Raw genomic sequence first — 22,032 nt, forward strand, 5'->3', positions numbered from 1 at the left:
AGTACTCCATGGACACCAGCAAGCACTCTCTGAGCACCCTGTTCGAACAGCTCGGCCTGGCCTCCGATAACAAGAGCATCGAGGACTTTGTCGCCAGGCATTCCCCGCTCCCGCGGGAAATTGCCCTGCAGGACGCTCCATTCTGGTCGGAAAGCCAATCCCACTTCCTGGAGGAGGGACTGGAAGAGGACAGCGACTGGGCAGAGATCATCGACGAGCTGGACGCAATGATGCGTCACTGATCGTCGGATCCGGATTTGTTGCGCCGGGCCCGGGGATGACTCTGGTCATAGACCCGCGCCAGATGCTGGAAATCAAGGTGGGTATAAACCTGGGTGGTGGCTATGTCGGCGTGGCCCAGGAGCTCCTGGACCGCCCTCAGATCGCCGCTGGACTCCAGCATGTGACTGGCGAAGGAATGCCTTAACAGGTGCGGGTGCAGTTTCTGGTCGGCGCCCCGGGTAATACCCCAGCGCCCCAGCCGCGACTGGATACTGCGACGGCTGAGCCGGTCACCCCGACGACTGACAAAGACCGCATTCTCGCCTTCCGGCGCCAGCTCCGGTCGCACGGACAACCAGGCCTGAATGGCGTCCACGGCCTTGCGCCCCACCGGCAAAACCCGTTCCTTGTTACCTTTACCGACCACCCGCACTTCCCCGGCACGCAAGTCCAGCGACTCAAGATTCAGATCGGCCAATTCCGACAGCCGCAAACCGGAGGAGTACATCAGCTCGAACATACACAGATCCCGCACTTCGAGGGGGTCGTCGGGAAGCGCATCAAGCAACTGGCTGAGCTGGTCAACGTCTGCCACCCGGGGCAAACGGCGACCGCTTTTCGGGGCACGGACATCCACCGCCGGATTGTCCGTCACCAGCCGTTCCCGCAGCAGAAAGTTATAGAACCGGCGAATGGCCGAGAGGTGACGCGCGATGCTGCGACCGCTCAATCCTTGTCGACTGAGGACCGCCACATAACGGCGCAGATCATGACTGAGCAGTAACCGCCACTGATCGCGTCCGGACTCCGCCAGCCAGTGCGCAAGTCGGTTCAGGTCCCGTTCATAGTTGTCACAGGTAAGTGGCGAATGGCGCTTCTCGGAGGCGAGGTGGCGAACAAACCGCGACAGCGGTTCCTGCAGGGAATCGGGCAACATCGTGGCGACGTCCCCTGCTGACACGCTATCGGGACTCCGCGGTGATGTCGGCCACCGGCGCACCGCCGGTGTGACGCTGGATCATGGGGGGCAGCAGGCGGCTCAGGGTGTCGCTGATGTAGCTCAGGAACAATGACCCCATGCTCTGATCGAAGTACCCGGGCTGGCAGCTGCCCACAGCAAACACACCCACCAGTTGTTCATGGCGCAGCGGCACCAGGGCAACCGAGGCAATCGGCTCTTCCCGGTCCGGGAACAGGAACTCCCGCTCGCTCTCCCGGAACTGTCCGCACACCGCGCGGTCACCGTCCAGCAGCATGCCAAGCCGTTCCCGGGCCAATTCCGGGCCGACCACATGCAAGGCGCCCTGGGAGGCTTCCGGCAGGGCCTGATCGGTGAACAGCAGGACCGAGGCGGCATCCAGGCCGAAATCCCCGCGGATGCTGTCATCGATGGCAGACGCCATGTCGTTGAGGGTGCGGGCCTCGATCACCTGCATCAACAGCCGTTTGCTTTTCCCGAACAGGCGGTCGTTATGGCGGGCAATGGAGACCAGTTCCACCAGTTCCCGGCGCAGGGTGTCACGCTGCTCGCGGAACAGATGCACCTGCCGCTCCACAAGGGAGATGGCGCGCCCGCTGTCATGGGGCAGGGTCAGGCTGCGCAGAAGTTCATCCTGATCAACAAAGAAGTCAGGATTGGCCCTCAGGTAGTCGGCCACCTGTTCCGGCGTGAGGTCTTCGGCCTTCTTGCGGACCGTCTGTTCTGTCATCGCGTTCTCCCGGGCTGTCAGGAACGTTGTCTGTTGGAACGACCGCTCTTGCGGCGGCGGGTATGGTTGTCAGCTGGCAGGCGCAACTGCCCTTCAAACACTGTCGTTGCAGGGCCTTCCATCATAACAGGCGACCCTTCCCCCTGCCATTCGACAACCAGCTTGCCGCCGCGCAGCTCCACTTCCACCCGCTGGTCGAGCAAGCCGCGGACATTGCCGGCAACCACAGCGGCGCAGGCACCGCTGCCGCAGGCCAGGGTCTCGCCGGAGCCCCGCTCGAACACCCGCAGGCGGGCATGACTCCGATCGAGAACCTGCAGAAACCCGATGTTGGCCCGAGCCGGAAAACGGGGGTGACGTTCCAGTAGCGGCCCCAGGGTTTCCACCGGAGCCGTGTCAACGTCATCCACCACCAGGACACCGTGGGGATTACCCATGGAGACCGCACTGAGCTCCACCGTCTGGTCGTCGACGTCCACGGTATAGACATCCTTGCGCCGGTCGGCGGCAAAAGGAATCGCCGGCGGATTGAGCTCGGGCACCCCCATGTTGACCATGACCATGCCCTCCTTCCCGACCCGCAGTTCGATCACACCCTTGGCGGTCTGAACCCGGATGACTTTCTTGTTGGTCAGGCGCTGGTCCCGAACGAACCGGGCGAAGCAGCGGGCACCGTTGCCACACTGTTCCACCTCCGAGCCATCGGCATTGAATATCCGGTAACGGAAATCCACATCCGGCAAGCCGGGCGGTTCCACCACCAGCAACTGATCGAAGCCGATGCCGAAATTCCGGTCCGCCAGCTCCCGGATCATCTCCGGGCGCAGCCGGAATGGCTGACTGATGGCGTCGACCACCATGAAATCATTGCCCAGACCATGCATCTTGGTGAACCGGAGGGTCGGGCCCTGCCCGCGTCGCTGCTGACTCATCTCCTGCTCCCCGGTCATTCCGGCAGACAACTTTCAGGGGCGAGCTGGTCCTCCAGGGTTTCCCGGCGGCGAACCACGTGGACCTGGTCCCCGTCCACCATCAGCTCGGGGGGACGGTTACGGGTGTTGTAATTGGAACTCATCACAAAACCATAGGCGCCGGCGGAGCGAACTGCCAGCAAGTCTCCCGCCTGCAACCGCAAATGCCGGTCCTTGCCCAGGAAATCCCCGGTTTCGCAGACCGGCCCCACCAGGTCCCAGGCTTTCTCTTCGCCGTCCTGATGTGGCCGGACCGGAATGATGGACTGCCAGGCGCTGTAAAGGGCCGGGCGAATCAGATCATTCATGGCGGCATCGATAATGGCAAAATTGCGGTGTTCCGTGCACTTCAGAAACTCGACACGGGTGACCAGAATCCCGGCGTTGGCGGCGATCGACCGCCCCGGCTCAACAATAAGCTCCAGGTTGCGATCACCCAGGCGTTCCGCCAGGGCCTTCACATAGTCCGACGGCTGGGGTGGTTGCTCCTGATCATAGGTCACCCCCAGACCACCCCCCATGTCCAGGTGACGGATCCGGACACCCTGTTCGGCCAGGGCATCAATCAGCGCCAGCACCCGGTCCAGAGCGTCCAGGAACGGCGACACGGAAGTGAGCTGCGATCCGATGTGGCAGTCCACACCATGGATCTCCAGGTTCGGCAAGGCCGCGGCCCTGGCGTAGACTTGCGGGGCCTCGGCGATATCGATCCCGAACTTGTTCTCTTTGAGACCGGTGGAGATATAAGGGTGAGTCCCGGCATCGACGTCCGGGTTGACCCGCAGGGAAATCGGGGCCTTCACCCCCAGCTCGCCGGCCACCTGGTTCAGACGGTCCAGTTCGGTATCCGATTCCACGTTAAAACAGCGTACCCCCGCCTCCAGGGCGCGCTTCATCTCCCACTCCTGCTTGCCGACGCCGGAGAACACCACCTTGCCGGCCTCACCGCCGGCCCGGAGTACCCGCTCGAGCTCACCCGCAGACACGATATCGAAACCGGCCCCCTGTCGGGCCAGCACGTTCAGCACCGCCAGGTTGCTGTTGGCCTTGACGGCATAGCACACCAGGTGCGGGCGACCCTTCAGGGCATCGTCGTAGGCCCGGTAGTGGCGTTCGAGAGTAGCCCGCGAATAGATGTAGGCCGGCGTGCCGAAACGCTCGGCGATTTCGGAGACAGGGACGTCTTCGGCGTAGAGTTCGCCGTTACGGTAGTTGAAGTGGTCCATGGATGTCCTGATTCGTTAAACGGGTGCGCGGTTGCTCAGTTATCATTCTGTTCACGGTCTTCCTCGGCCCGGCCGTCGGTCACGGCCTGTACTGCCTCGCTGGCGGCCGCCCCGCCCTGATCGCGGTACAATGGACCCTTCTGGCCACAACCAGCCAGCAACAGGGTAAACACGAGGCTGAAGATCGCAAAAAATCGAAAAGGCATGGGCGCCCCCGGAAAGTTGCTTTGGCGCAGTATACCTGACACCCATGGCAGCGGGCGAGACACGGCACCGGCCCCGAAGCTTCTTTTCCATGGCAGTATCAGTATCATGGAGCCACTGACCGACACCCGAGGCTACCCGCACGTGAAAGAATTCGTGATTCGCCGCTACCGGCCAGACCAGACACCACAGGATGGTCGCCAGACCCTGCTGAGGATCGATGACGAAGGCACGGTAGTGCAGGTCGATCATCAGGCCGAGGCGGTCCTGGGTTACGAGGCCGGTGAGCTGGTGGGGCAACCGGTCCATCGCATCCTGGCTTCCCGCCAGGACGATCCGTTTGCGCCGGTGAACCGCCATCAGATCGAAGGTGGCCAGCATATCCTGGTGACCTTCCGGCACCGGGAAGGTTTCTTCTTCACCGCCCAGCTCAGTCTCAAGCAGGCCATCCACGATTCCGACCAGGCAGCGCGAGCCACCATCGCCCTGGCTGATGCTGCGCGAGTGGATCCCTGCCTGTTGAAATCCGCCGAGGACCTTGCCCGGTTCGGACTCTGGGAACTGGATATTGCCAGCAACGAGATGACCTGGAGTGAGGGCATCTACCAGCTGCTGGAGCTGCGTCCGGGCCTGGACATCACACCGGATCAGGCGCTGTTCTACTGCCAGGCCGGCCAGTCCAGGGTTCGGGCGCTGTTCCGGCGCTGCATACGCACCGGCCAGCCGTTTTCCCTGGAACTGAATGTTCTGACGGCACGGCAGAAGCAGCGCCGTATGGCCCTGGATGGCCGGGCACTGCGCAAGGGAGGACGCATCCACCGCCTGGTCGGTACCCTGGTGGACCGCACCGCGATCATGGAACAGGAAAAGGCCCTCGATCATTGCCATCGGCTTATGGAAGCCGCCGGACAGGCAACCCCTGACCTCGTGGCGGCGGTCGACACTCGGCTGACGCTCCTGCACTGCAACCAGTCCTACGCCAGCCAGTTCGCCCAGACCTTCGGCAAGACGCCTGCCGCCGGTGACAATCTCAGAGAACTGCTCCGGGACCACCCCAACGAACGCCGGCTGATCGAACGGCTCTGGCAGCGGGCGTTCGAGCGGGGCAGCTTCGTGGTGGAGATGCCACTGGCCCACCAGAATCGCGAGCTGCCCGTCCACGAATTTCACTACCAACGCCTGACCAGCGCCCAGGGCGACATCCTCGGCGCCGTTCACGTTGGCCGTAACACCCACACCCGGATCAGCCAGAACGAAGCCGGTGACCGGATCCGCCGTGACCCGGTCACCGGCCTGATGAATCGCCGGGAATTCTTCGCCCGCCTGCTGCGGACTCTGGAACAGAAAAGCCACCGGGACAGCATCGACAGCCTGCTGTACCTCGACCTGGATGACTTCAACCGATTCAACGAAACCGCCGGCAGTGGTACCTGCGACCGTTACCTGCGGGAGCTGGCCGGCAATCTGGGAGTGCGGATACGGCAACGGGATGCCCTGGCCCGGTTATCCGGGGACACCTTCGTACTGCTGATCGAGAACTGCCCGGAGCCCCGGGCCCGTAGAATTGCCGACGATATCCGGGAACTGGTTCGCAGCTTTGTCTTCGAATGGCAGGGCAGCAAGCTGCAGACCACCGTCAGCGGCGGTCTGCTGGTAATCGAGAACGAATTCCCGAACGATCCGGAAAAACTGCTGATCCAGGCCGCCGACCTGTGTCATACCGCCAAGACCTCCGGCCGCAACCGGATCCACACGGCTCGGGCTATCGCCTCCAGCATGGACGAAGACCTGATTGCCAAGCGGCTCGACCAGATCCGCGAGGCCCTGGACAACGACCGGCTGCTGCTCGAATACCAGGCGTTGAAGCCCGTCGCCAGCGCTACCTGGGGTGACCATATCGAGATATTATGCCGCATCCCTGCGCTTCGGGACGGCCAGATCCAACTTCAACCGGACCAGTTTCTGCCGGTCACCGAACGCTTCGATCTGGCCAAACGCCTGGACCGTCAGGTGATCCGGCAAACCCTCGACTGGCTGTCGCAACACAAGCTGCTGGAGCCGCGCATCAAGTATTGCGGCTTCAACCTGTCCATCACCAGCGTGCTCGATGACACCTTCCCCGACTTTCTGGAAGCCGAACTGGCCAACTCGCCGTTCTCGCCGGAATACTTTTGCCTGGAGATTCGCGAGGAACATGCCACCCAGTATCCGGACGACGTCGCCATCCTGTGCGACGCCCTGCACAAGATTGGCTGCCGGGTGGCGCTGGAAGGGGCGGGAGCTTCGGTGGAAAGTTACAGCCTGGCGGCAAAATTGCCGGTGGACATCATCAAACTGGACCGCAGGATGATGGAAAAGCTGGAGGAGGACCCGGTGCAACAGGTGATGGTGGAAGCCTTGCACCGGATCGCCGAGGCGGCGGGGAAAACCACGGTCGCTACCCACATCGAAAGCGACCATACCCTGCGGAGAGTGCGGACCCTCGGGATCCATTTCGGCCAGGGCTCCCATCTGGAAGATCCCCGGCCACTGGAGGACCTGACTCCGGCCGTGGTAGGCCTCTCATCCGGTCACCCGGGCGGCTGACCCGGGAGCCGGAAATCCCGCTCAGCCCATCAGTTTCCGGGCCCGGGCAACTGCCGCACGCACCTGCTCCGGTGCCGTACCACCCAGGTGGTTGCGGGCCTGGACGGAGCCTTCGAGGGTGAGCACATCAAACACATCCTCACCGATCACGTCCGAAAACTGCCGCAACTCCTCCAGAGTCATGTCGGACAGGTCGCGGCCTTCCGCCACACCGAAGGCCACCGACTTGCCAACGATCTCGTGGGCATCCCGGAACGGTACGCCTTTCTTGACCAGGTAGTCCGCCAGGTCGGTGGCGGTGGAGAAACCACGTTTGGCCGCCACCCGCATATTGTCCGCCTTGGAACGAATCGCGGGGATCATGTCCGCGTAGGCCTTCAGGCAGCCCTTGACGGTGTCGACAGTATCGAACAACGGTTCCTTGTCTTCCTGGTTGTCCTTGTTGTAAGCCAGCGGCTGGCTCTTCATCAGGGTCAGCAGGCTGATGAGGTGACCATTGACCCGACCGGTCTTGCCACGCACCAGCTCCGGCACATCCGGGTTCTTTTTCTGGGGCATGATGGACGAACCGGTGCAGAACCGGTCCGGCAGATCGATAAAATCGAACTGGGCCGAGGTCCACAGCACCAGTTCCTCGCTGAACCGGGACAGGTGGGTCATCAGCAGCGCTGCGAAACTGCAGAACTCGATGGCAAAATCCCGGTCACTGACCGAATCCAGAGAGTTCTCGGTGGGCCGGTCAAAGCCCAGCAACCGGGCGGTCATGTCCCGGTCGATGGGGTAGGTGGTACCCGCCAGGGCAGCGGCACCCAGGGGCATCACGTTGACCCGCTTGCGGCAGTCCTGCAGGCGCTCACCATCGCGAACCAGCATTTCGTACCAGGCCAGCAGATGGTGACCGAAGGTGACCGGCTGGGCAGTCTGCAGGTGAGTGAAGCCGGGCATGATGGTGTCGGCCTCGCGCTCGGCCAGATCCAGCAGGCCGGTTTGCAGGCGCTTCAGTTCGTCGGCGATGACGTCGATCTCGTCGCGCAGATAAAGGCGGATATCAGTGGCCACCTGGTCATTCCGGCTGCGACCGGTATGCAGCTTCTTGCCGGTAATGCCGATACGGTCGGTCAGCCGTGCCTCGACATTCATGTGCACATCTTCCAGGCTCACGGACCACTCGAACTTGCCGGCCTCAATGTCGGCCTTCACACCCTTCAGCCCCTCGATGATCTGGTCCCGCTCCTCGGTGGTGAGCACGCCCACTTCCGCCAGCATGGTGGCGTGGGCAATGGAACCGGTGATGTCGTGGTGATACAGGCGCTGGTCAAAACCCACGGACGCGGTGAACCGCTCGACAAAGGCATCGGTGGGCTCGCTGAAGCGCCCGCCCCAGGGTTTTTCGGAGGATGTGGTCTGGTCAGACTTTTTCTGATCCGTCATGGTCTATCTTTCCTGCTGACGGCCCGGCATCATCTGCGGGCAACGGGTACATTTGATGTGGCGGGATTATAGCATTCTGACCGGTGCAAAGGAGACACCCCTGAACGGCGACAAAAGTGTGAGCAGTCAAGATTTCTTCGTCCCGGATCTGTGCCGGGTCCGGGCCGTATTCCTGCTTCTGGTCACCAGCGAACTGTTCGTGCTGGTGCTGTCGATCGTGCAGACCGAGACCGGCTGGATCGACTGGAACTACTTCGGCCTGCTGTCCCTGTTCGTACAGTGGACCACCCTCACCAGCGCCGCCCTGATCTGCCTGCTTCGCGGCCGCCTGGCGCGGATGACGGTCACCCGTTCAACCCTGCTCATCGTTGCCATTGTGCTCGCCGATGTCCTCGCCTTCAGCCTGTTTGCCGACCGGGTCCTGCATCCGGAGCCCGGCGTCACCAAATGGCAGGGCATTGCCAAGAAGCTGCTGGTGGCGTTATTGATTGTGCTTATGGTGTTGCGCTACTTCTATCTCCAGCACCAGTGGCAGGCCCAGCGGGAAGCCGAGATGGGGTCCCGGCTGGCGGCGCTGCAGGCGCGGATCCAGCCACACTTCCTGTTCAACAGTATGAATACCATCGCCAGCCTGATTGCCACCCGCCCCGAACAGGCCGAAGAAGCCGTACTGGATCTCTCCGAACTGTTCCGGGCCAGCTTGCGCACCTCCGACCAGCTGATCCCCCTGGCCCGGGAACTGGAACTGTGCCAGCGTTACCTCGCCATCGAGAGTCTGCGCCTGGGTGCTCGCCTGCAGGTGGATTGGGCTGTCAGCCCGGGACTGGAACACCAGGCCATTCCGCCATTGACCCTGCAGCCGCTGATCGAGAATGCCATTTACCATGGCATACAGCCACGGCCGGAAGGGGGCACCGTCCGAATCGAGATTTCGGCCGGGGGTGAGTTTGTCTACCTGATGGTGCAGAATCCGAAACCGGAACAGGACCAGCGACGTCACCGGGGTAACCGCATCGCACTGGCGAACATCCAGTCACGGTTGCAGGCACTGTTCGGCGAGCCGGCCGTGCTCAAGCACAGCCATCAGCACGAGACCTACACCGTGACCCTGCGCCTGCCCCGGCGGAAGGCAAGCCAACAGTAGTTGATGAAAACCAATGAGCAGATCAGACGCCATGACCGCAAACGGCAACCACAACCTGGACATCCTGATTGCCGATGATGAACCCCTGGCCAGGGAACGCCTGCGGCGACTGGTTGACGCCCTGCCCGGCTATCGGATTTGCGGTGAAGCCGCTGATGGCGACAGCACACTTCAGAAGGTCGCCGAGCTGGAGCCGGACATTCTGTTGCTGGATATCCGCATGCCAGGCATGGATGGCATGGAGGCGGCGGCTCGCCTGAGCCAGCTGGAGCACCCGCCGGCCCTGGTTTTCTGTACCGCCTACGACCATTACGCCATCCAGGCATTCGACGTCCAGGCCACCGCCTACCTGTTGAAACCGGTGCGCAAGGAAGCCCTGGCCGAGGCCCTGGAGCGGGTCGGCCGGGTCAACCGGGTCCAGCGCCAGCAGCTGGCCGGCAACAGCAAACAGAGGAACGATCAGTTGGCGGTCCGGACCCACCGGGGCACGGAGCTGATCGACCTGACGGACATTCTCTACTGCGAGGCGGACCAGAAGTACGTCACCATCCATCACCTGGGCGGCGAGACGGTGTCCGACTACACCCTCAAGGAGCTGGAAGCCAGTTACCCAGACCAGTTCCTGAGGATTCACCGCAACACCCTGGTCGGGGTCCGGTTCATCAAGGCACTGGAGCGCACGACCGAAGGCCAGAACCGGATCATTCTGCGGGACAGGCCCGAGCGTCTGGCGGTCAGCCGACGCCACGCCGCCGATGCGCGCCAGTGGTTGCAGGATCACCAGCCCGGCTGACTGCGGTTTTCACGACGGGACATTTCTGCCGTCACGCGTTAACCTTGGCGAACATTTTCCCAACCGACAGTGAGTGCCATGTCCAAACGTACCCTTCGCATCGCAACCCGCAGCAGCGCCCTTGCGCTCTGGCAGGCAGAACACATCAAGGCCGAACTGGAACGCCTGCACGATAACGTGAGCGTTGAACTGGTGAAGATCAAGACCCAGGGCGACAAGATCCTGGACGTGCCGCTGGCCAAGATCGGGGGCAAGGGTCTGTTCGTGAAGGAACTCGAGGAAGCCATGCTCGACGGTCGTGCTGACCTGGCCGTGCACTCCATGAAAGATGTGCCCATGGAGTTCCCGGAAGGTCTGGGACTGGTGGCCATCTGCGAGCGTGAGGATCCAACCGACGCCTTCGTCAGCAACAAGTATGAGACCGTGGATGCCCTCCCCGACGGAGCCGTGGTCGGTACCGCCAGCCTGCGCCGGGAAGCCCAGCTGCGCGCCTACCGCCCCGATCTGCAGATCAGGGTCCTGCGCGGGAATGTAAATACCCGGCTGTCAAAGCTCGACGCCGAGGAATACGACGCTATCGTGCTGGCGAGCTCCGGCCTCAAGCGCCTGGGTTTCCACAACCGTATCCGTTACTGCCTGCCGGACACCGTTTCCTTGCCGGCCGTCGGCCAGGGCGCCCTTGGCATCGAATGCCGGGTGGACGACACCGAACTGCTGAAACTGATCGCTCCTCTGAACCACACCGACACGTGGGACCGGGTCAGTGCCGAGCGGGCACTGAACCGTCGCCTCGAAGGCGGCTGCCAGGTTCCCATCGCCGCCTATGCCCTGCTGGAAGACGAAGACACCCTCTGGCTGCGCGGACTGGTGGGCGCGGTCAACGGCGAGCAGATCTTCCGGGTGGAAGGCAGAGCGCCCCGGGGCGAAGGCGAACGCCTGGGCCGGGAACTCGCCGAAGACCTGCTGGCCATGGGGGCAGACAAGGTACTGGCGGAAATTTATGGTCATACCCCACGCTAATCAGCCTTGGCTGTCCGGCCGGCGGGTCCTGATCTGCCGGCCGGAACCGGAAGCCGGCCGCCTTGCGCGAGCCTTTGAATCCGCCGGCGCCGAAACCCGGATCCTGCCGCTGATCGATCGTGAGCCGCTACCGGAATCCCCGGAAAACCGCACCACGATCCTTAACCTGGACCAGTTTACCCACGTCATTGCCGTCAGCCCCTACGCCGCCCGCCGGCTGCTGGAGGAAATCGACACCTGGTGGCCCCAGATTCCCATGGGGCTCCGCTGGTATGCAGTCGGAGCGGGAACCGCGGCGGTCCTCGCCGGTCACGGCCTGTCGGTGCGCCGGCCAGCGAGCGGCTGGACCAGCGAAGCCCTGCTGGAACTCCCTTCCCTGGCCCGACCGGAGGGAGAACGGGTATTGATTGCCAGGGGCGAGGACGGCCGTGAACTGATCCGCCAGACCCTGGAATCGAGAGGCGCAAGGGTCACCATGCTGCCCCTGTATCGCCGATTCTGCCCGGACCACTCCCCGGAGCAAGTGAACCTTGCCCTCGGCCAGTTCGCGCCGGAGGTTATCGTCGCACTGTCCGGGGAAACCTTGAACAATCTCATCGCACTATGTGCGAAGAGCGGCCATAATCTATACGATAGGTTACTGATCGTTCCCGCCGAACGCGTGGCCCAGACGGCCCGGGAGGCGGGATTCGAGAAACCGTGTGTACCAGGAAGTCTTGCCGATAATGACATCGTGGCCACTGTTGCAGCACAGCTTTATGGCAGAAACGGTGGCGCCGCAAATAAAACGTAAGGACGCCCGTGACTGAAACAACCGATCAACTGCCCGCTCCCATTCCCCGGGAACAACCCAGCCGCCAGAAGCTCTGGCCCTTGTGGTTACTCGCGATTGTTGCACTGGTCGTCGCCATTGCCCTGGCCCTGTGGAGCTGGCAGCAGTGGCAGGCGCACAAGGCGACGTTACAGACTATCGAGAGCCTGCAACAGGATACCCGCCAGCTGGAAGATCTGTATGGCGACCGGGGCAGCCAACAGGCCCAGAGACTCCAGTCCCTGGAGGAAAAGCTCGCCGCCCAGCGCGAACTGATTGCCACCCAGCAACGCCAGATTGACCATAATGCGCGGGAGTTGCTCGAAGCCGGTAACCGCACCCGCACCGACTGGTTGCTGGCAGAGGCGGAATACCTGCTCCGGATCGCCAACCAGCGCCTGCAGATTGAGAAGGATATTGGCGGCGCCATCTCCGCCCTGCAGGCCGCCGACGAGGTCCTCGCCGAGTCCGATGACATCGGCGTCTACCCGGTGCGCCAGCAGCTGGCCCGGGAACTGCTTGCCCTCAAAGGCATTGAAAATGTCGACCGCACCGGCCTTTATCTCACCCTGGAAGCCGGTATTGACAGCGTCAACCAGCTCACCGATCAGGCCCTGATCCACGAATCGGCCCCCGGATTCGTGGGCGGTGATGGCGGCGCCACCCTGGACGCCACCGAAGGGGGCCCGGGCCTGCTCGCCCAGGCCTGGAGCCAGTTCACCGACACCCTCGGCCGGGTCGTGGTGGTACGCCGACTGGATGAGCCGGTCAAACCCCTGCTGTCACCGGACCAGAGTGCTTACGCCCGGCTCAATCTCCAGCTGATGCTGGAAGAAGCCGAAATGGCCGTCTTGCGCGGCAATCAGGCGCTGTATGAGCGCGCCCTCGCTAAGGCCCGGGCGGCGGTCACTGACTGGTACAACCCGGAAAATCCCCGGGTGAAAGCGCTGTCGGATACCCTCGCGGAGCTGGCCAACCGTAACGTCGATCCGGAACTGCCGGACATCAGTAAATCCCTCGACCTTCTCAAGCAGCGCCTGGCCGGCCGCCTCGATGGCAATGGCGGCGACGTCGAGGAGACCAGTGCCGGCGCCGGAGGCACGGAATCATGATCCGCCTCCTGCTGATTATCCTGATTGCACTGCTAATCGGCACCGGCCTCGCGCTGGGCCTGCAATACGACCTGGGCTACATCCGGGTGAGCCTCGGTCACTACCTGGTGGAAACAAATTTCTGGGTGGGGCTGGCGCTGTTTGTGACGCTGGTAGCGCTGACAGTGGTGGCGATCAACCTGATCCGTCGTTTCCGGCAGGGCACCGGCGTGGTAGCCGGCTGGATCGCACGGGGCAACGAGCGTCGTGCCCGACGCCGCACCACCCAGGGACTGCTGTCGTTGGCGGAAGGCAACTGGCCCAGGGCCCGAAAGCTACTGACTTCCGCCGCCGACAAGGCGGATACGCCCCTGATCAACTACCTGGCAGCAGCCCAGGCAGCTTTTGAATCCGGCGACCATGAGGCGGTGGATGACCTGCTGCGCCGGGCCTTCGAGAGCACGCCGGGCTCGGACCTTGCCGTGGGTATCACCCAGGCCCAGCTGCAACTGGCGGGCAACCGACTGGAACAGGCACTTGCTACCCTGATACGGCTGCGCAAGCAGTCACCGCATCATCCTTTTGTACTGAAGCTGCTGAAGAATACCTACCTGAGACTCGAGGACTGGCGCGAACTGTCCAGGCTGCTGCCAGAACTGCGTAAGCGGGATGTCCTGCCGGAAGAGGAGTTCCACGAGCTGGAGCGGGAAGTCTGGCACAATCTGCTGGAACAGGCGGCTGAGGAATGTGAGCGGGCCCGCAAGGCAGACCCCGAGGCCTCTCTGGAACCCCTGACCCGCCTGTGGGACGAGCTGCCTGGATTCCTGCGCCGGGACGAATACACCATCCGGGATTACGCTCGCCTGCTGGCCAGACTGGGAGACGAGGCCCAGGCCGAAACCCTGTTGCGCAAGGTACTTCGGAACCATTGGAGTGACGAGTTGATCAATCTTTACGGCCGGATTGAGGGGCAGAAAACAGATGAGCAGCTGCTGCTCGCCGAGCAATGGCTCAAGGACCGCCCCAACAACCCCGAACTCCTTCTGGCCCTGGGTCGACTGAGCCTGCGTAACGAACTGTGGGGCAAGGCCAGGGAGTATTTCGAGACCAGCCTGCGCCTGCGCCGGAGCCGTGAAGCACTGGCAGAACTGAGCCGGCTGAATGCCCACATGGGCGAGGAAGGGCTGAGCATCAAACTGATGATGCAGGGACTGGCCCAGGATAACGGGCTGCCTGAGTTGCCGATGCCGAGGGCCTGAGCTTGGGGGCATACCCAGGAAGGGGTCAGATGAAAGCTTTCATCTGACCCCATGTTCATGCCCGGCCGCTGACTCGGGGATACCGCCAAGTCGGGGTCGGAAGAAAGCTTTCTTCTGACCCCATTTTCACCTGGGTGCGTACTCCAGTACGTCCGAGAAAAACGCTTCCTGCGGCAACCCTGCCGCGACCAGCGCGTCCATCAGCGTATACACCATGGTCGGCGACCCACTGGCGTGCACCTCCACATTCTTCCAGTCCATGCCGGACGCCAGTACAGCACGCACCAGCTGATCATGGTGACCACCCCAGTCATTATCCTCGTCATCACCCACCACCGGCAGGAAGGTGAACGGCGGCCAGTCCCGCTCCCACTGCTGGGCCAGGGTGCGCAGGTACATGTCCTCGTGCTTGCGGACGCCCCAGTACAGTTTGATGGGATGATTGAAGTTCGTCTCGCGCAGGTAATCCACCAGGCTCTTCATCTGGGCAAAGCCGGTGCCGGCAGCCACCAGCAACACCGGTTTCTCCGGGGCTGACGCCAGGCAGGCCCGGCCATGGGGCAGCTCCAGGGTCACATCCTGACCGGAGGTCAGGGCGTCGATCACCCTCTGCGCCGACACCCAGTCCGGAGAGGCCTGAATGTGAAGTTCAATGTTCTGCTCGGAGGGACTGCTGGCAATGGAAAAATAACAGGGGTCCGTATCCGGCAGGTTCACAGACAGGTATTGCCCGGCATGGAAAGACAGCTCCCGGCGGCGGGGAATCTCCAGTTCCACCCGGTATACGTCGTGGCTGATGGACCGGACATCCACCACCTTTGCCTGCACCTTGCGGGGCTGATTGTTTCCTGCTGCCATAACGGCGGTTATCTCCAGTTCCAGGTCGGCGAGCGCATGAGATCGACACATCATCAGCCGCTCACCAATCGAAATTTCACGTTGATTACGGGTATTCAGAGCAGTGCCGGACAGCACCCGGGCTTCACAAATCTCACATACCCCGTTGCGACAGGCAGCCGGTACGGCAATACCGGACCGTCCCGCGGCACTGAGCAGATCGGCGCCGGGATCCACCGAATAACCCAAACCTGAAGGCCGCAGCACTACCCGATGCAAATGACTGTCCTTCTCAATCAGGGCGAGACTGCGGAATTTCAATCCCCAGGCTGTCCCAAATGTCATCCACCCGCTGCTTCACCTCATCGGTCATGGCAATGGGCTCGCCCCACTCCCGGTCGGTTTCACCGGGCCACTTGTTGGTGGCATCCATCCCCATCTTCGAGCCAAGACCCGACACCGGCGAGGCAAAATCCAGGTAGTCGATGGGAGTATTCTCCACCATCGTGGTATCCCGGACCGGATCCATCCGCGTGGTAATCGCCCAGATCACGTCTTCCCAGTTGCGGGCATTCACGTCGTCATCGGTCACAATGACAAACTTGGTGTACATGAACTGCCGCAGAAACGACCATACCCCCATCATCACCCGCTTGGCATGGCCGGGGTACTGTTTCTTCATCGTTACTACGGCAAGCCGGTAGGAACAGCCTTCCGGCGGCAGGTAGAAATCCACAATCTCCGGAAACTGCTTCTGCAAGATCGGAATAAACACCTCGTTCAACGCCACGCCCAGGATCGCGGGCTCATCGGGTGGTCGACCGGTGTAAGTGCTGTGATAGATCGGATCCCGGCGGTGGGTGATCCGCTCCACGGTGAACACCGGGAAATGGTCCACTTCATTGTAATAACCGGTGTGATCACCAAACGGCCCCTCCGGCGCCATATCGTCCGGATAGATAAAGCCTTCCAGCACGATCTCGGCACTGGCCGGCACCTGCAAGTCACTCAACGCGGCCTGCACAAGCTCCGTCCGGGAACCCCTGAGCAGACCGGCAAAGGCATACTCGGACAGAGTATCCGGCACCGGCGTCACTGCCCCGAGTATCGTGGCCGGGTCCGCCCCGAGCGCCACCGCCACCGGGTAAGGCTGGCCCGGATTGGCCTTCTGGAACTCCTGGAAATCCAGCGCGCCACCCCGATGACTGAGCCAGCGCATGATCAGCCGGTTACGGCCAATCACCTGCTGCCGGTAGATCCCCAGATTCTGCCGCTCCTTGTGAGGGCCGCGGGTGATGACCAACGGCCAGGTCACCAGCGGACCGGCATCTCCGGGCCAGCAGTGCTGTACCGGAATCTGGTACAGGTCCACCTGATCCTTCTCGATCACCACCTCCTGACAGGGCGCCGAACGCAGCACCTTCGGGCTCATCCGCATCACCTGCTTGAAGATCGGCAGCTTCTCGATGGCGTCCCTGAAACCCTTGGGGGGATCCGGCTCCTTCAGGAACGCCAGCAACTTGCCAATCTCCCGCAGCGCCGTGACATTATCCTGCCCCATCCCCAGCGCCACCCGCTTCGGAGTTCCGAACAGGTTGGCCAACACCGGCATGTCATAGCCCTTGGGATTCTCGAACAACAACGCCGGCCCACCTGCCCGCAGGGTGCGGTCACAGATCTCGGTCATCTCCAGGTTGGGATCGACTTCCACGCTGATCCGTTTCAGCTCACCCAGCTTTTCCAGCTGATGGATGAAGTCACGCAGGTCGTTGTATTTCATCGTGTGCTCCGTTCTGTATCGGCCTATAGGTACGGAGTGACTCGTCGCCTGGACTGCCGGAGCAGCGCCGACACGAGGTGGGGAATCAAGAAAGTGCGCGCACAGTGTCTGATCGGCAGTGGCGGGGATGGCCTCCCCGGACTGTGTCTTGCCAGGGATGGCAAGACCAAGCCTACAGGGACGTATTCACGGCGTGTCCGGGGAGGCCATCCCCGGTACTGCCCGCCCCCGCAGGCTCAAGCGCAAAGCTGGTTAGCGGCGCTTCATGGACTGGAAGAACTCTTCGTTGGTCTTCGTGTCCTTGAGCTTGTCCAGCAGGAACTCGATGGCCGCAGTGTCGTCATCCATGGAATGCAGCAGCTTGCGCAGGATCCAGATACGCTGGATATCCGCCTCGGACATCAGCAGATCCTCGCGGCGAGTGCCGGAACTGCGGATATTGATGGCCGGATAAACCCGCTTCTCGGCAATCTTGCGGTCCAGGTGCACCTCCATGTTACCGGTTCCCTTGAACTCCTCGTAGATCACCTCATCCATCTTGGAACCGGTGTTCACCAACGCCGTCGCCAGGATGGTCAGACTACCGCCCTCTTCCACGTTCCGGGCCGCACCGAAGAACCGCTTTGGTTTCTCCAGGGCATGGGCATCCACACCACCGGTCAGCACCTTGCCGGAGGACGGAATCACCGTGTTGTAAGCCCGGGCCAGACGGGTAATGGAATCCAGCAGGATCACCACATCCTTCTTGTGCTCGACCAGACGCTTGGCCTTCTCGATCACCATCTCGGCCACCTGCACGTGCCGGGCCGGCGGCTCATCGAAAGTCGACGCCACCACTTCACCACGCACGGTGCGTTGCATTTCCGTCACTTCCTCCGGACGCTCATCAATGAGCAGCACCATCAGGTGACATTCCGGGTTGTTCCGGGTGATCGACTGGGCAATGCCCTGCATCAACAGAGTCTTACCGGCCTTGGGCGGAGACACGATCAGACCACGCTGGCCCTTGCCGATCGGAGCGACCAGGTCCAGGACCCGGGAGGACAGATCCTCGGTGCTGCCGTTTCCGGCTTCCAGCATCAAACGCTCTTGGGGAAACAGCGGCGTGAGGTTCTCGAACAGAATCTTGTTACGTGCGTTGTCCGGCTTGTCGAAGTTAATCTCGTTAACTTTCAGCAGGGCAAAGTAGCGCTCGCCGTCTTTCGGCGGGCGGATCTTGCCGGCCACGGTATCGCCGGTACGCAGGTTGAATCGACGGATCTGGCTGGGGGAGACATAGATATCATCCGGCCCCGCCAGATAGGATGCATCGGCGGAACGGAGGAAGCCGAAACCGTCCTGCAGAATCTCCAGTACGCCGTCGCCGTAGATGTCTTCGCCACTCTTGGCATGTTTTTTCAGGATGGTGAAGATCACATCCTGTTTGCGCGAACGAGCCAGGTTATCGAGGCCCATTTCTTGCGCAATTTCGAGCAATTCGGGCACGGATTTCTGCTTGAGTTCAGTAAGATTCATAGTTTGTTGGATTTTCAGGAATGGAAATAAACGAGTGTTGGAATGACAGGGGTGCCCCTGAACGTATTGAACAAATAAAAGCTGAAACAGGTGCTGGCCAGATGGAGCAAGCCGGTGTTGTGGATTCCGGAATAGTTTGCTGAAGCCAGTAGAGTGGGAACAACCGTTCGCCGGGCAAGGAGGATAATCGGCCACCTTGGCTGCGAATGTCAAGTGCACTGACCAAAATTAGAGCAAATTACCATGAAACGGGGGTAAGGCTGGCCTGATACCTCCCCCTCTGGGGTTACTCCCCTTCCATTATCCTTCGCCAATACGGATACTGAAGAAAATTCCATCACCTCCAGTTTCCAGAATGCGGAGCCCAGCCATGAGCAGCGAAAGCACCAACGAATTCAAACCCCTGAACATAGCCATCCTTACCGTCTCCGACACCCGCGGACCGGACCAGGACACCTCGGGCCAGTTTCTGGAGGACAGTGCGGTTGAAGCCGGCCACAAGCTGGTTGCCCGCCGCATTCTGCCGGACGACGTCTACCTGATCAGGTCCATGATGTCCAACTGGATTGCAGACCCCGACATCCATGTGGTCATTATTACCGGCGGCACCGGCTTCCATGAGCGTGATAGTACTCCGGAAGCCATTAGCCCGCTGTTTGACAAGGCCATCGAGGGTTTCGGCGAAGAGTTCCGCCGCCTGTCTGCCGAGGAGATTGGCTCTTCGACCATCCAGTCCCGTGCCTTTGGCGGCCTGGCCAACCACACAGTGATCTTCTGCCTGCCCGGCTCCACCAGCGCCTGTCGCACCGGCTGGGACGGCATCCTGAAGAGCCAGCTGGACAGCCGACACCAGCCCTGCAACTTTACCGCCCTGACCCTGCGCAAACCGGCGAACGACGCATTTCCCCGCTTGCAGCAGGTCATCGGCAACCGGGCAACCAAATAACAGGAGCGGACCCATGGCAGGCCAAAACCTGACTTCCGTCGACGATGCCATCGCCCACATCCTGGACCGGGCACCGGAGATTTCCTGGGTGGAAACCGTACCTCTCAGCGAGAGCCTGGGGCGTGTGCTGGCTGAAAACCTGCACGTGCCGGCCGATGTTCCGCCGGCTGACAACAGCGCGGTGGATGGCTACGCCATCCGCAAGACCGACCTGAAGTCCGGTCAGCCAATCCCGGTTTCTGGCCGGATTGCCGCCGGCGAGGCCCCAGGCCCCTTGGCCGAAGGCACCGCCGCCAGAATTTTCACTGGCTCGGAGATTCCCGAGGGGGCCGATGCCGTGGTGATGCAGGAACGGGTGGAGGTGACCGACGACGGCATCCTGGTTAAGGCCGAGGTCGCCAGGAACCAGAACATCCGCAGTCGCGGTCAGGACCTGAAACAGGGCGATATGGCCCTGGTCAGAGGCACCCCGATTCGCCCGCAGGAAATGGGGCTGATTGCTTCTATGGGCTTTGCCGAGGTATCGGTCGTCGCCCGCATGAAAGTGGCAGTGTTGACCACTGGCGACGAACTGGTGGATCCGGGCCAGCCGCTCGCCGGCGGCCAGATCTATAACTCCAACCGATTCACCTTGCTCGGCCTGCTTGCCCAGGCAGGCTGCGAGGTCACCATCTGCGAAACCTTGAAAGACAACCGGGAGGCGACACGGGAGACCCTCAAGCGAGCCGCATCCGAGGCGGACCTGGTGATTACCAGTGGCGGCGTATCGGTGGGCGAAGAAGACCATGTCCGGGCAGTGCTGGAGGAACAGGGCCAGCTTTCGCTCTGGCGACTGGCGATCAAGCCGGGCAAACCACTGGCGTTCGGCGCTGTTGAAGGCACCCCGATTCTGGGCTTGCCGGGCAATCCCGCGACCGTTCTGGTGACCTTCCTCATTGTCGGCATGCCTTATATCCGGAGATGCCAGGGACGCCACAAGACCTGGCCTGTGGGCGAACGATTACCGGCAGGCTTTGATGTGGAATCCCCGTCCATCCGCCGGGAATTCGTGCGTGCCAGGAAAGAGGTATCGGGCGACGAGCTCCAGATTGTTTGCTATCCGAACCAGAGTTCGGGTGTCCTCAGCTCCGCCTGTTGGGCGGAAGGGCTTGCCGTGGTTCCGGAGAACACGACGGTGAAGGCCGGGGACGAGCTGACCTATTACTCATTTGCGGAGCTGATGAGCTGACTATGAGCACTGAAACACTGACTGTGCGCTTCTTCGCGCGCCTGCGGGAAGAGCTGGACACCGAAAGCCTGGAACTGCCGGCATCGCCGGAGCTGACCACCGGTGACATTCTCGCGCAGCTGGCGGCCAGGGGCGGGCCCTGGGCCCAGCTGCAGGGCGACCAACCGGTCATGATCGCGGTGAATCAGGCGATGGCCAAACCGTCGACCCCGGTGAAAGCCGGGGACGAAGTGGCCTTTTTCCCTCCGGTAACAGGAGGTTGAGATGATTACGGTCCAGACTGACGATTTTGATCCGGCAGCGGAGTACCAGGCGCTGCGGGACAGCGGCGCGGGCACCGGAGCCATTGCGACGTTTACCGGGCTGGTGCGGGACAGCGGTGATCTCCAGGGGGTGACCGGGCTGTATCTGGAGCATTACCCGGGGATGACCGAGCAGGTGATCCAGGGGCTGATTGATCAGGCCTCCCAGCGCTGGGATGTACGCAAGGCAAGGGTGATTCACCGGGTCGGGCGCCTGAATCTGTGTGACCAGATCGTCTTTGTGGGTGTTTGCAGTGCCCACCGGGGCGATGCCTTCGCCGCCTGCGAATTCATCATGGACGCGCTGAAGACCTCGGCGCCATTCTGGAAAAAGGAGATTACCGGGGACACCGAGCACTGGGTGGAACAGAAGGCTTCTGACCGGGACCGGTCCCAGGCCTGGGACTGAGTTCCCGGGGGCGTGATTTACTCGAGGCAATAAAAAACCGCCCGTGAACCTTGTTCAGGGGCGGTTTTCCGGCAGCAACGGGATCAGAGGTTGCTGTCGAGGAAGGCGGCCAGCTGGGATTTGGAGAGGGCGCCAACCTTGGTTGCGTCAACGTTGCCGTTCTTGAACAGCATCAGGGTCGGGATACCCCGGATGTTGAACTTGGGCGGTGTCTGCTCGTTTTCGTCGATGTTCAGCTTGCAGATCTTCAGCTTGCCTTCGTATTCGTCGGCAATCTCTTCCAGGACCGGCGCGATCATCTTGCAGGGGCCACACCACTCAGCCCAGTAGTCCACCAGTACGGGAACGTCGGACTTCAGTACATCCTGCTCGAAAGAAGCGTCGGTGACATTTACGATATTTCCGCTCATTACCTTTTCCTGATTCAGGCACCGCCAGGGCTTTACCGCGCGGTTGCGCGAGCCGGCAGGGGTGCTGTTGACTGTAGTCTGAAGGCTGTCGATACAACAGCCGTTCAACCTGCTTAAGTTACGCAATACTTTACGCGA

The 22,032-nt window shown here is 61.9% G+C and carries 22 protein-coding genes; 12 read left to right on the forward strand and 10 right to left on the reverse strand.

Annotated features, from left to right (window positions below):
* Nucleotides 1–8 precede the first annotated feature (8 nt).
* On the forward strand, nucleotides 9–242 hold the full coding sequence (locus ACQUTG_RS10445; RefSeq protein ID WP_428919343.1) for a DUF2789 domain-containing protein: 234 nt from the start codon (nucleotides 9–11) through the stop codon (nucleotides 240–242).
* Here the strand turns inward: ACQUTG_RS10445 and xerC are convergent.
* Genes xerC through lptM form a run of 5 tightly spaced genes read right to left on the reverse strand, consistent with a single transcriptional unit; the run spans nucleotide 236 to nucleotide 4,334 of the window.
* Entirely contained in the window at nucleotides 236–1,159 is a 924-nt protein-coding gene (gene xerC / locus ACQUTG_RS10450; RefSeq protein WP_428919842.1) for a tyrosine recombinase XerC, read from the reverse strand. The two genes, ACQUTG_RS10445 and xerC, sit on opposite strands and share 7 nt — an antisense overlap.
* Nucleotides 1,160–1,184: 25 nt before the next feature.
* The gene (locus ACQUTG_RS10455) at nucleotides 1,185–1,931 is read right to left on the reverse strand and encodes a DUF484 family protein (protein WP_428919344.1); all 747 of its coding nucleotides are present in this window, start codon (nucleotides 1,929–1,931) and stop codon (nucleotides 1,185–1,187) included.
* Between the two features lie 17 nt (nucleotides 1,932–1,948).
* The gene (dapF, locus tag ACQUTG_RS10460) at nucleotides 1,949–2,863 is read right to left on the reverse strand and encodes a diaminopimelate epimerase (RefSeq protein WP_428919345.1); all 915 of its coding nucleotides are present in this window, start codon (nucleotides 2,861–2,863) and stop codon (nucleotides 1,949–1,951) included.
* Between the two features lie 14 nt (nucleotides 2,864–2,877).
* Nucleotides 2,878–4,128 carry a diaminopimelate decarboxylase gene (gene lysA, locus ACQUTG_RS10465; RefSeq protein WP_428919346.1) on the reverse strand — a complete coding sequence of 417 codons (1,251 nt, stop codon included), beginning with the start codon at nucleotides 4,126–4,128 and terminating at the stop codon, nucleotides 2,878–2,880.
* Nucleotides 4,129–4,163: 35 nt separating this feature from the next.
* Nucleotides 4,164–4,334: an LPS translocon maturation chaperone LptM gene (lptM, locus tag ACQUTG_RS10470; RefSeq protein WP_428919347.1), complete on the reverse strand. Its 171-nt coding sequence runs from the start codon at nucleotides 4,332–4,334 to the stop codon at nucleotides 4,164–4,166.
* A gap of 106 nt (nucleotides 4,335–4,440) precedes the next feature.
* Here lptM and ACQUTG_RS10475 point away from each other — a divergent pair, with 106 nt between their 5' ends.
* The gene (locus tag ACQUTG_RS10475) at nucleotides 4,441–6,918 is read left to right on the forward strand and encodes an EAL domain-containing protein (protein ID WP_428919348.1); all 2,478 of its coding nucleotides are present in this window, start codon (nucleotides 4,441–4,443) and stop codon (nucleotides 6,916–6,918) included.
* Between the two features lie 21 nt (nucleotides 6,919–6,939).
* On the opposite strand, the gene argH is transcribed toward ACQUTG_RS10475, so the two are convergent.
* Nucleotides 6,940–8,349 (reverse strand): argininosuccinate lyase, encoded by a 1,410-nt coding sequence (gene argH, locus ACQUTG_RS10480; protein WP_428919349.1) that lies wholly within the window; start codon nucleotides 8,347–8,349, stop codon nucleotides 6,940–6,942.
* 55 nt (nucleotides 8,350–8,404) lie between these two features.
* Here argH and ACQUTG_RS10485 point away from each other — a divergent pair, with 55 nt between their 5' ends.
* The 6 genes from ACQUTG_RS10485 (at nucleotide 8,405) to ACQUTG_RS10510 (ending at nucleotide 14,467) form a co-directional block, all read left to right on the forward strand.
* Nucleotides 8,405–9,493: a sensor histidine kinase gene (locus ACQUTG_RS10485; RefSeq protein ID WP_428919350.1), complete on the forward strand. Its 1,089-nt coding sequence runs from the start codon at nucleotides 8,405–8,407 to the stop codon at nucleotides 9,491–9,493.
* A 13-nt stretch (nucleotides 9,494–9,506) separates the two neighbouring features.
* Nucleotides 9,507–10,286, forward strand: a complete 780-nt coding sequence (locus ACQUTG_RS10490; protein ID WP_428919351.1) for a LytR/AlgR family response regulator transcription factor — start codon at nucleotides 9,507–9,509, stop codon at nucleotides 10,284–10,286.
* A gap of 78 nt (nucleotides 10,287–10,364) precedes the next feature.
* The gene (gene hemC, locus ACQUTG_RS10495) at nucleotides 10,365–11,306 is read left to right on the forward strand and encodes a hydroxymethylbilane synthase (protein ID WP_428919352.1); all 942 of its coding nucleotides are present in this window, start codon (nucleotides 10,365–10,367) and stop codon (nucleotides 11,304–11,306) included.
* On the forward strand, nucleotides 11,287–12,099 hold the full coding sequence (locus ACQUTG_RS10500; protein WP_428919353.1) for a uroporphyrinogen-III synthase: 813 nt from the start codon (nucleotides 11,287–11,289) through the stop codon (nucleotides 12,097–12,099). Before hemC ends, ACQUTG_RS10500 begins: the two co-directional genes overlap by 20 nt.
* An 8-nt stretch (nucleotides 12,100–12,107) precedes the next feature.
* Nucleotides 12,108–13,229, forward strand: coding sequence for a uroporphyrinogen-III C-methyltransferase (locus tag ACQUTG_RS10505; protein WP_428919354.1), 1,122 nt, complete (start codon nucleotides 12,108–12,110; stop codon nucleotides 13,227–13,229).
* Nucleotides 13,226–14,467 carry a heme biosynthesis HemY N-terminal domain-containing protein gene (locus ACQUTG_RS10510; RefSeq protein WP_428919355.1) on the forward strand — a complete coding sequence of 414 codons (1,242 nt, stop codon included), beginning with the start codon at nucleotides 13,226–13,228 and terminating at the stop codon, nucleotides 14,465–14,467. The genes ACQUTG_RS10505 and ACQUTG_RS10510 overlap by 4 nt, the downstream gene beginning before the upstream one ends.
* Nucleotides 14,468–14,593: 126 nt before the next feature.
* On the opposite strand, the gene ACQUTG_RS10515 is transcribed toward ACQUTG_RS10510, so the two are convergent.
* From ACQUTG_RS10515 to rho, 3 genes are all read right to left on the reverse strand, one after another.
* Nucleotides 14,594–15,625: a 2Fe-2S iron-sulfur cluster-binding protein gene (locus ACQUTG_RS10515; RefSeq protein WP_428919356.1), complete on the reverse strand. Its 1,032-nt coding sequence runs from the start codon at nucleotides 15,623–15,625 to the stop codon at nucleotides 14,594–14,596.
* Entirely contained in the window at nucleotides 15,597–17,084 is a 1,488-nt protein-coding gene (ubiD, locus tag ACQUTG_RS10520; RefSeq protein WP_428919357.1) for a 4-hydroxy-3-polyprenylbenzoate decarboxylase, read from the reverse strand. Before ubiD ends, ACQUTG_RS10515 begins: the two co-directional genes overlap by 29 nt.
* 252 nt (nucleotides 17,085–17,336) lie before the next feature.
* Entirely contained in the window at nucleotides 17,337–18,599 is a 1,263-nt protein-coding gene (gene rho / locus ACQUTG_RS10525) for a transcription termination factor Rho (protein ID WP_428919358.1), read from the reverse strand.
* A gap of 370 nt (nucleotides 18,600–18,969) precedes the next feature.
* Between rho and moaB the strand changes: the two genes are divergently transcribed.
* From moaB to ACQUTG_RS10545, 4 genes are read left to right on the forward strand one after another with little or no spacing between them, the layout of a single operon-like run.
* Nucleotides 18,970–19,545 (forward strand): molybdenum cofactor biosynthesis protein B, encoded by a 576-nt coding sequence (gene moaB / locus ACQUTG_RS10530; protein ID WP_428919359.1) that lies wholly within the window; start codon nucleotides 18,970–18,972, stop codon nucleotides 19,543–19,545.
* A 13-nt stretch (nucleotides 19,546–19,558) separates the two neighbouring features.
* Nucleotides 19,559–20,773: a molybdopterin molybdotransferase MoeA gene (locus tag ACQUTG_RS10535; protein ID WP_428919360.1), complete on the forward strand. Its 1,215-nt coding sequence runs from the start codon at nucleotides 19,559–19,561 to the stop codon at nucleotides 20,771–20,773.
* Nucleotides 20,774–20,775: 2 nt separating this feature from the next.
* Nucleotides 20,776–21,036: a molybdopterin converting factor subunit 1 gene (gene moaD / locus ACQUTG_RS10540; RefSeq protein ID WP_428919361.1), complete on the forward strand. Its 261-nt coding sequence runs from the start codon at nucleotides 20,776–20,778 to the stop codon at nucleotides 21,034–21,036.
* Between the two features lies 1 nt (nucleotide 21,037).
* A complete protein-coding gene (locus ACQUTG_RS10545; RefSeq protein ID WP_428919362.1) occupies nucleotides 21,038–21,484 on the forward strand; it encodes a molybdenum cofactor biosynthesis protein MoaE in 447 nt (148 codons plus the stop codon).
* A gap of 83 nt (nucleotides 21,485–21,567) precedes the next feature.
* On the opposite strand, the gene trxA is transcribed toward ACQUTG_RS10545, so the two are convergent.
* Nucleotides 21,568–21,894 (reverse strand): thioredoxin TrxA, encoded by a 327-nt coding sequence (gene trxA / locus ACQUTG_RS10550; RefSeq protein WP_091702921.1) that lies wholly within the window; start codon nucleotides 21,892–21,894, stop codon nucleotides 21,568–21,570.
* Nucleotides 21,895–22,032: the final 138 nt, after the last annotated feature.

Origin of the sequence: Marinobacter sp. DUT-1, from assembly GCF_050379415.1 — a bacterium.
GTDB lineage: Bacteria > Pseudomonadota > Gammaproteobacteria > Pseudomonadales > Oleiphilaceae > Marinobacter.

Coding starts and splice junctions, on each gene's coding strand:
- ACQUTG_RS10445 (WP_428919343.1), top strand. CDS start 9: ATGGACACCAGCAAGCACTCTCTGAGCACCCTGTTCGAACAGCTCGGC.
- xerC (WP_428919842.1), bottom strand. CDS start 1,159: ATGTTGCCCGATTCCCTGCAGGAACCGCTGTCGCGGTTTGTTCGCCAC.
- ACQUTG_RS10455 (WP_428919344.1), bottom strand. CDS start 1,931: ATGACAGAACAGACGGTCCGCAAGAAGGCCGAAGACCTCACGCCGGAA.
- dapF (WP_428919345.1), bottom strand. CDS start 2,863: ATGAGTCAGCAGCGACGCGGGCAGGGCCCGACCCTCCGGTTCACCAAG.
- lysA (WP_428919346.1), bottom strand. CDS start 4,128: ATGGACCACTTCAACTACCGTAACGGCGAACTCTACGCCGAAGACGTC.
- lptM (WP_428919347.1), bottom strand. CDS start 4,334: ATGCCTTTTCGATTTTTTGCGATCTTCAGCCTCGTGTTTACCCTGTTG.
- ACQUTG_RS10475 (WP_428919348.1), top strand. CDS start 4,441: ATGGAGCCACTGACCGACACCCGAGGCTACCCGCACGTGAAAGAATTC.
- argH (WP_428919349.1), bottom strand. CDS start 8,349: ATGACGGATCAGAAAAAGTCTGACCAGACCACATCCTCCGAAAAACCC.
- ACQUTG_RS10485 (WP_428919350.1), top strand. CDS start 8,405: ATGTGGCGGGATTATAGCATTCTGACCGGTGCAAAGGAGACACCCCTG.
- ACQUTG_RS10490 (WP_428919351.1), top strand. CDS start 9,507: ATGAGCAGATCAGACGCCATGACCGCAAACGGCAACCACAACCTGGAC.
- hemC (WP_428919352.1), top strand. CDS start 10,365: ATGTCCAAACGTACCCTTCGCATCGCAACCCGCAGCAGCGCCCTTGCG.
- ACQUTG_RS10500 (WP_428919353.1), top strand. CDS start 11,287: ATGGTCATACCCCACGCTAATCAGCCTTGGCTGTCCGGCCGGCGGGTC.
- ACQUTG_RS10510 (WP_428919355.1), top strand. CDS start 13,226: ATGATCCGCCTCCTGCTGATTATCCTGATTGCACTGCTAATCGGCACC.
- ubiD (WP_428919357.1), bottom strand. CDS start 17,084: ATGAAATACAACGACCTGCGTGACTTCATCCATCAGCTGGAAAAGCTG.
- rho (WP_428919358.1), bottom strand. CDS start 18,599: ATGAATCTTACTGAACTCAAGCAGAAATCCGTGCCCGAATTGCTCGAA.
- moaB (WP_428919359.1), top strand. CDS start 18,970: ATGAGCAGCGAAAGCACCAACGAATTCAAACCCCTGAACATAGCCATC.
- ACQUTG_RS10535 (WP_428919360.1), top strand. CDS start 19,559: ATGGCAGGCCAAAACCTGACTTCCGTCGACGATGCCATCGCCCACATC.
- moaD (WP_428919361.1), top strand. CDS start 20,776: ATGAGCACTGAAACACTGACTGTGCGCTTCTTCGCGCGCCTGCGGGAA.
- ACQUTG_RS10545 (WP_428919362.1), top strand. CDS start 21,038: ATGATTACGGTCCAGACTGACGATTTTGATCCGGCAGCGGAGTACCAG.
- trxA (WP_091702921.1), bottom strand. CDS start 21,894: ATGAGCGGAAATATCGTAAATGTCACCGACGCTTCTTTCGAGCAGGAT.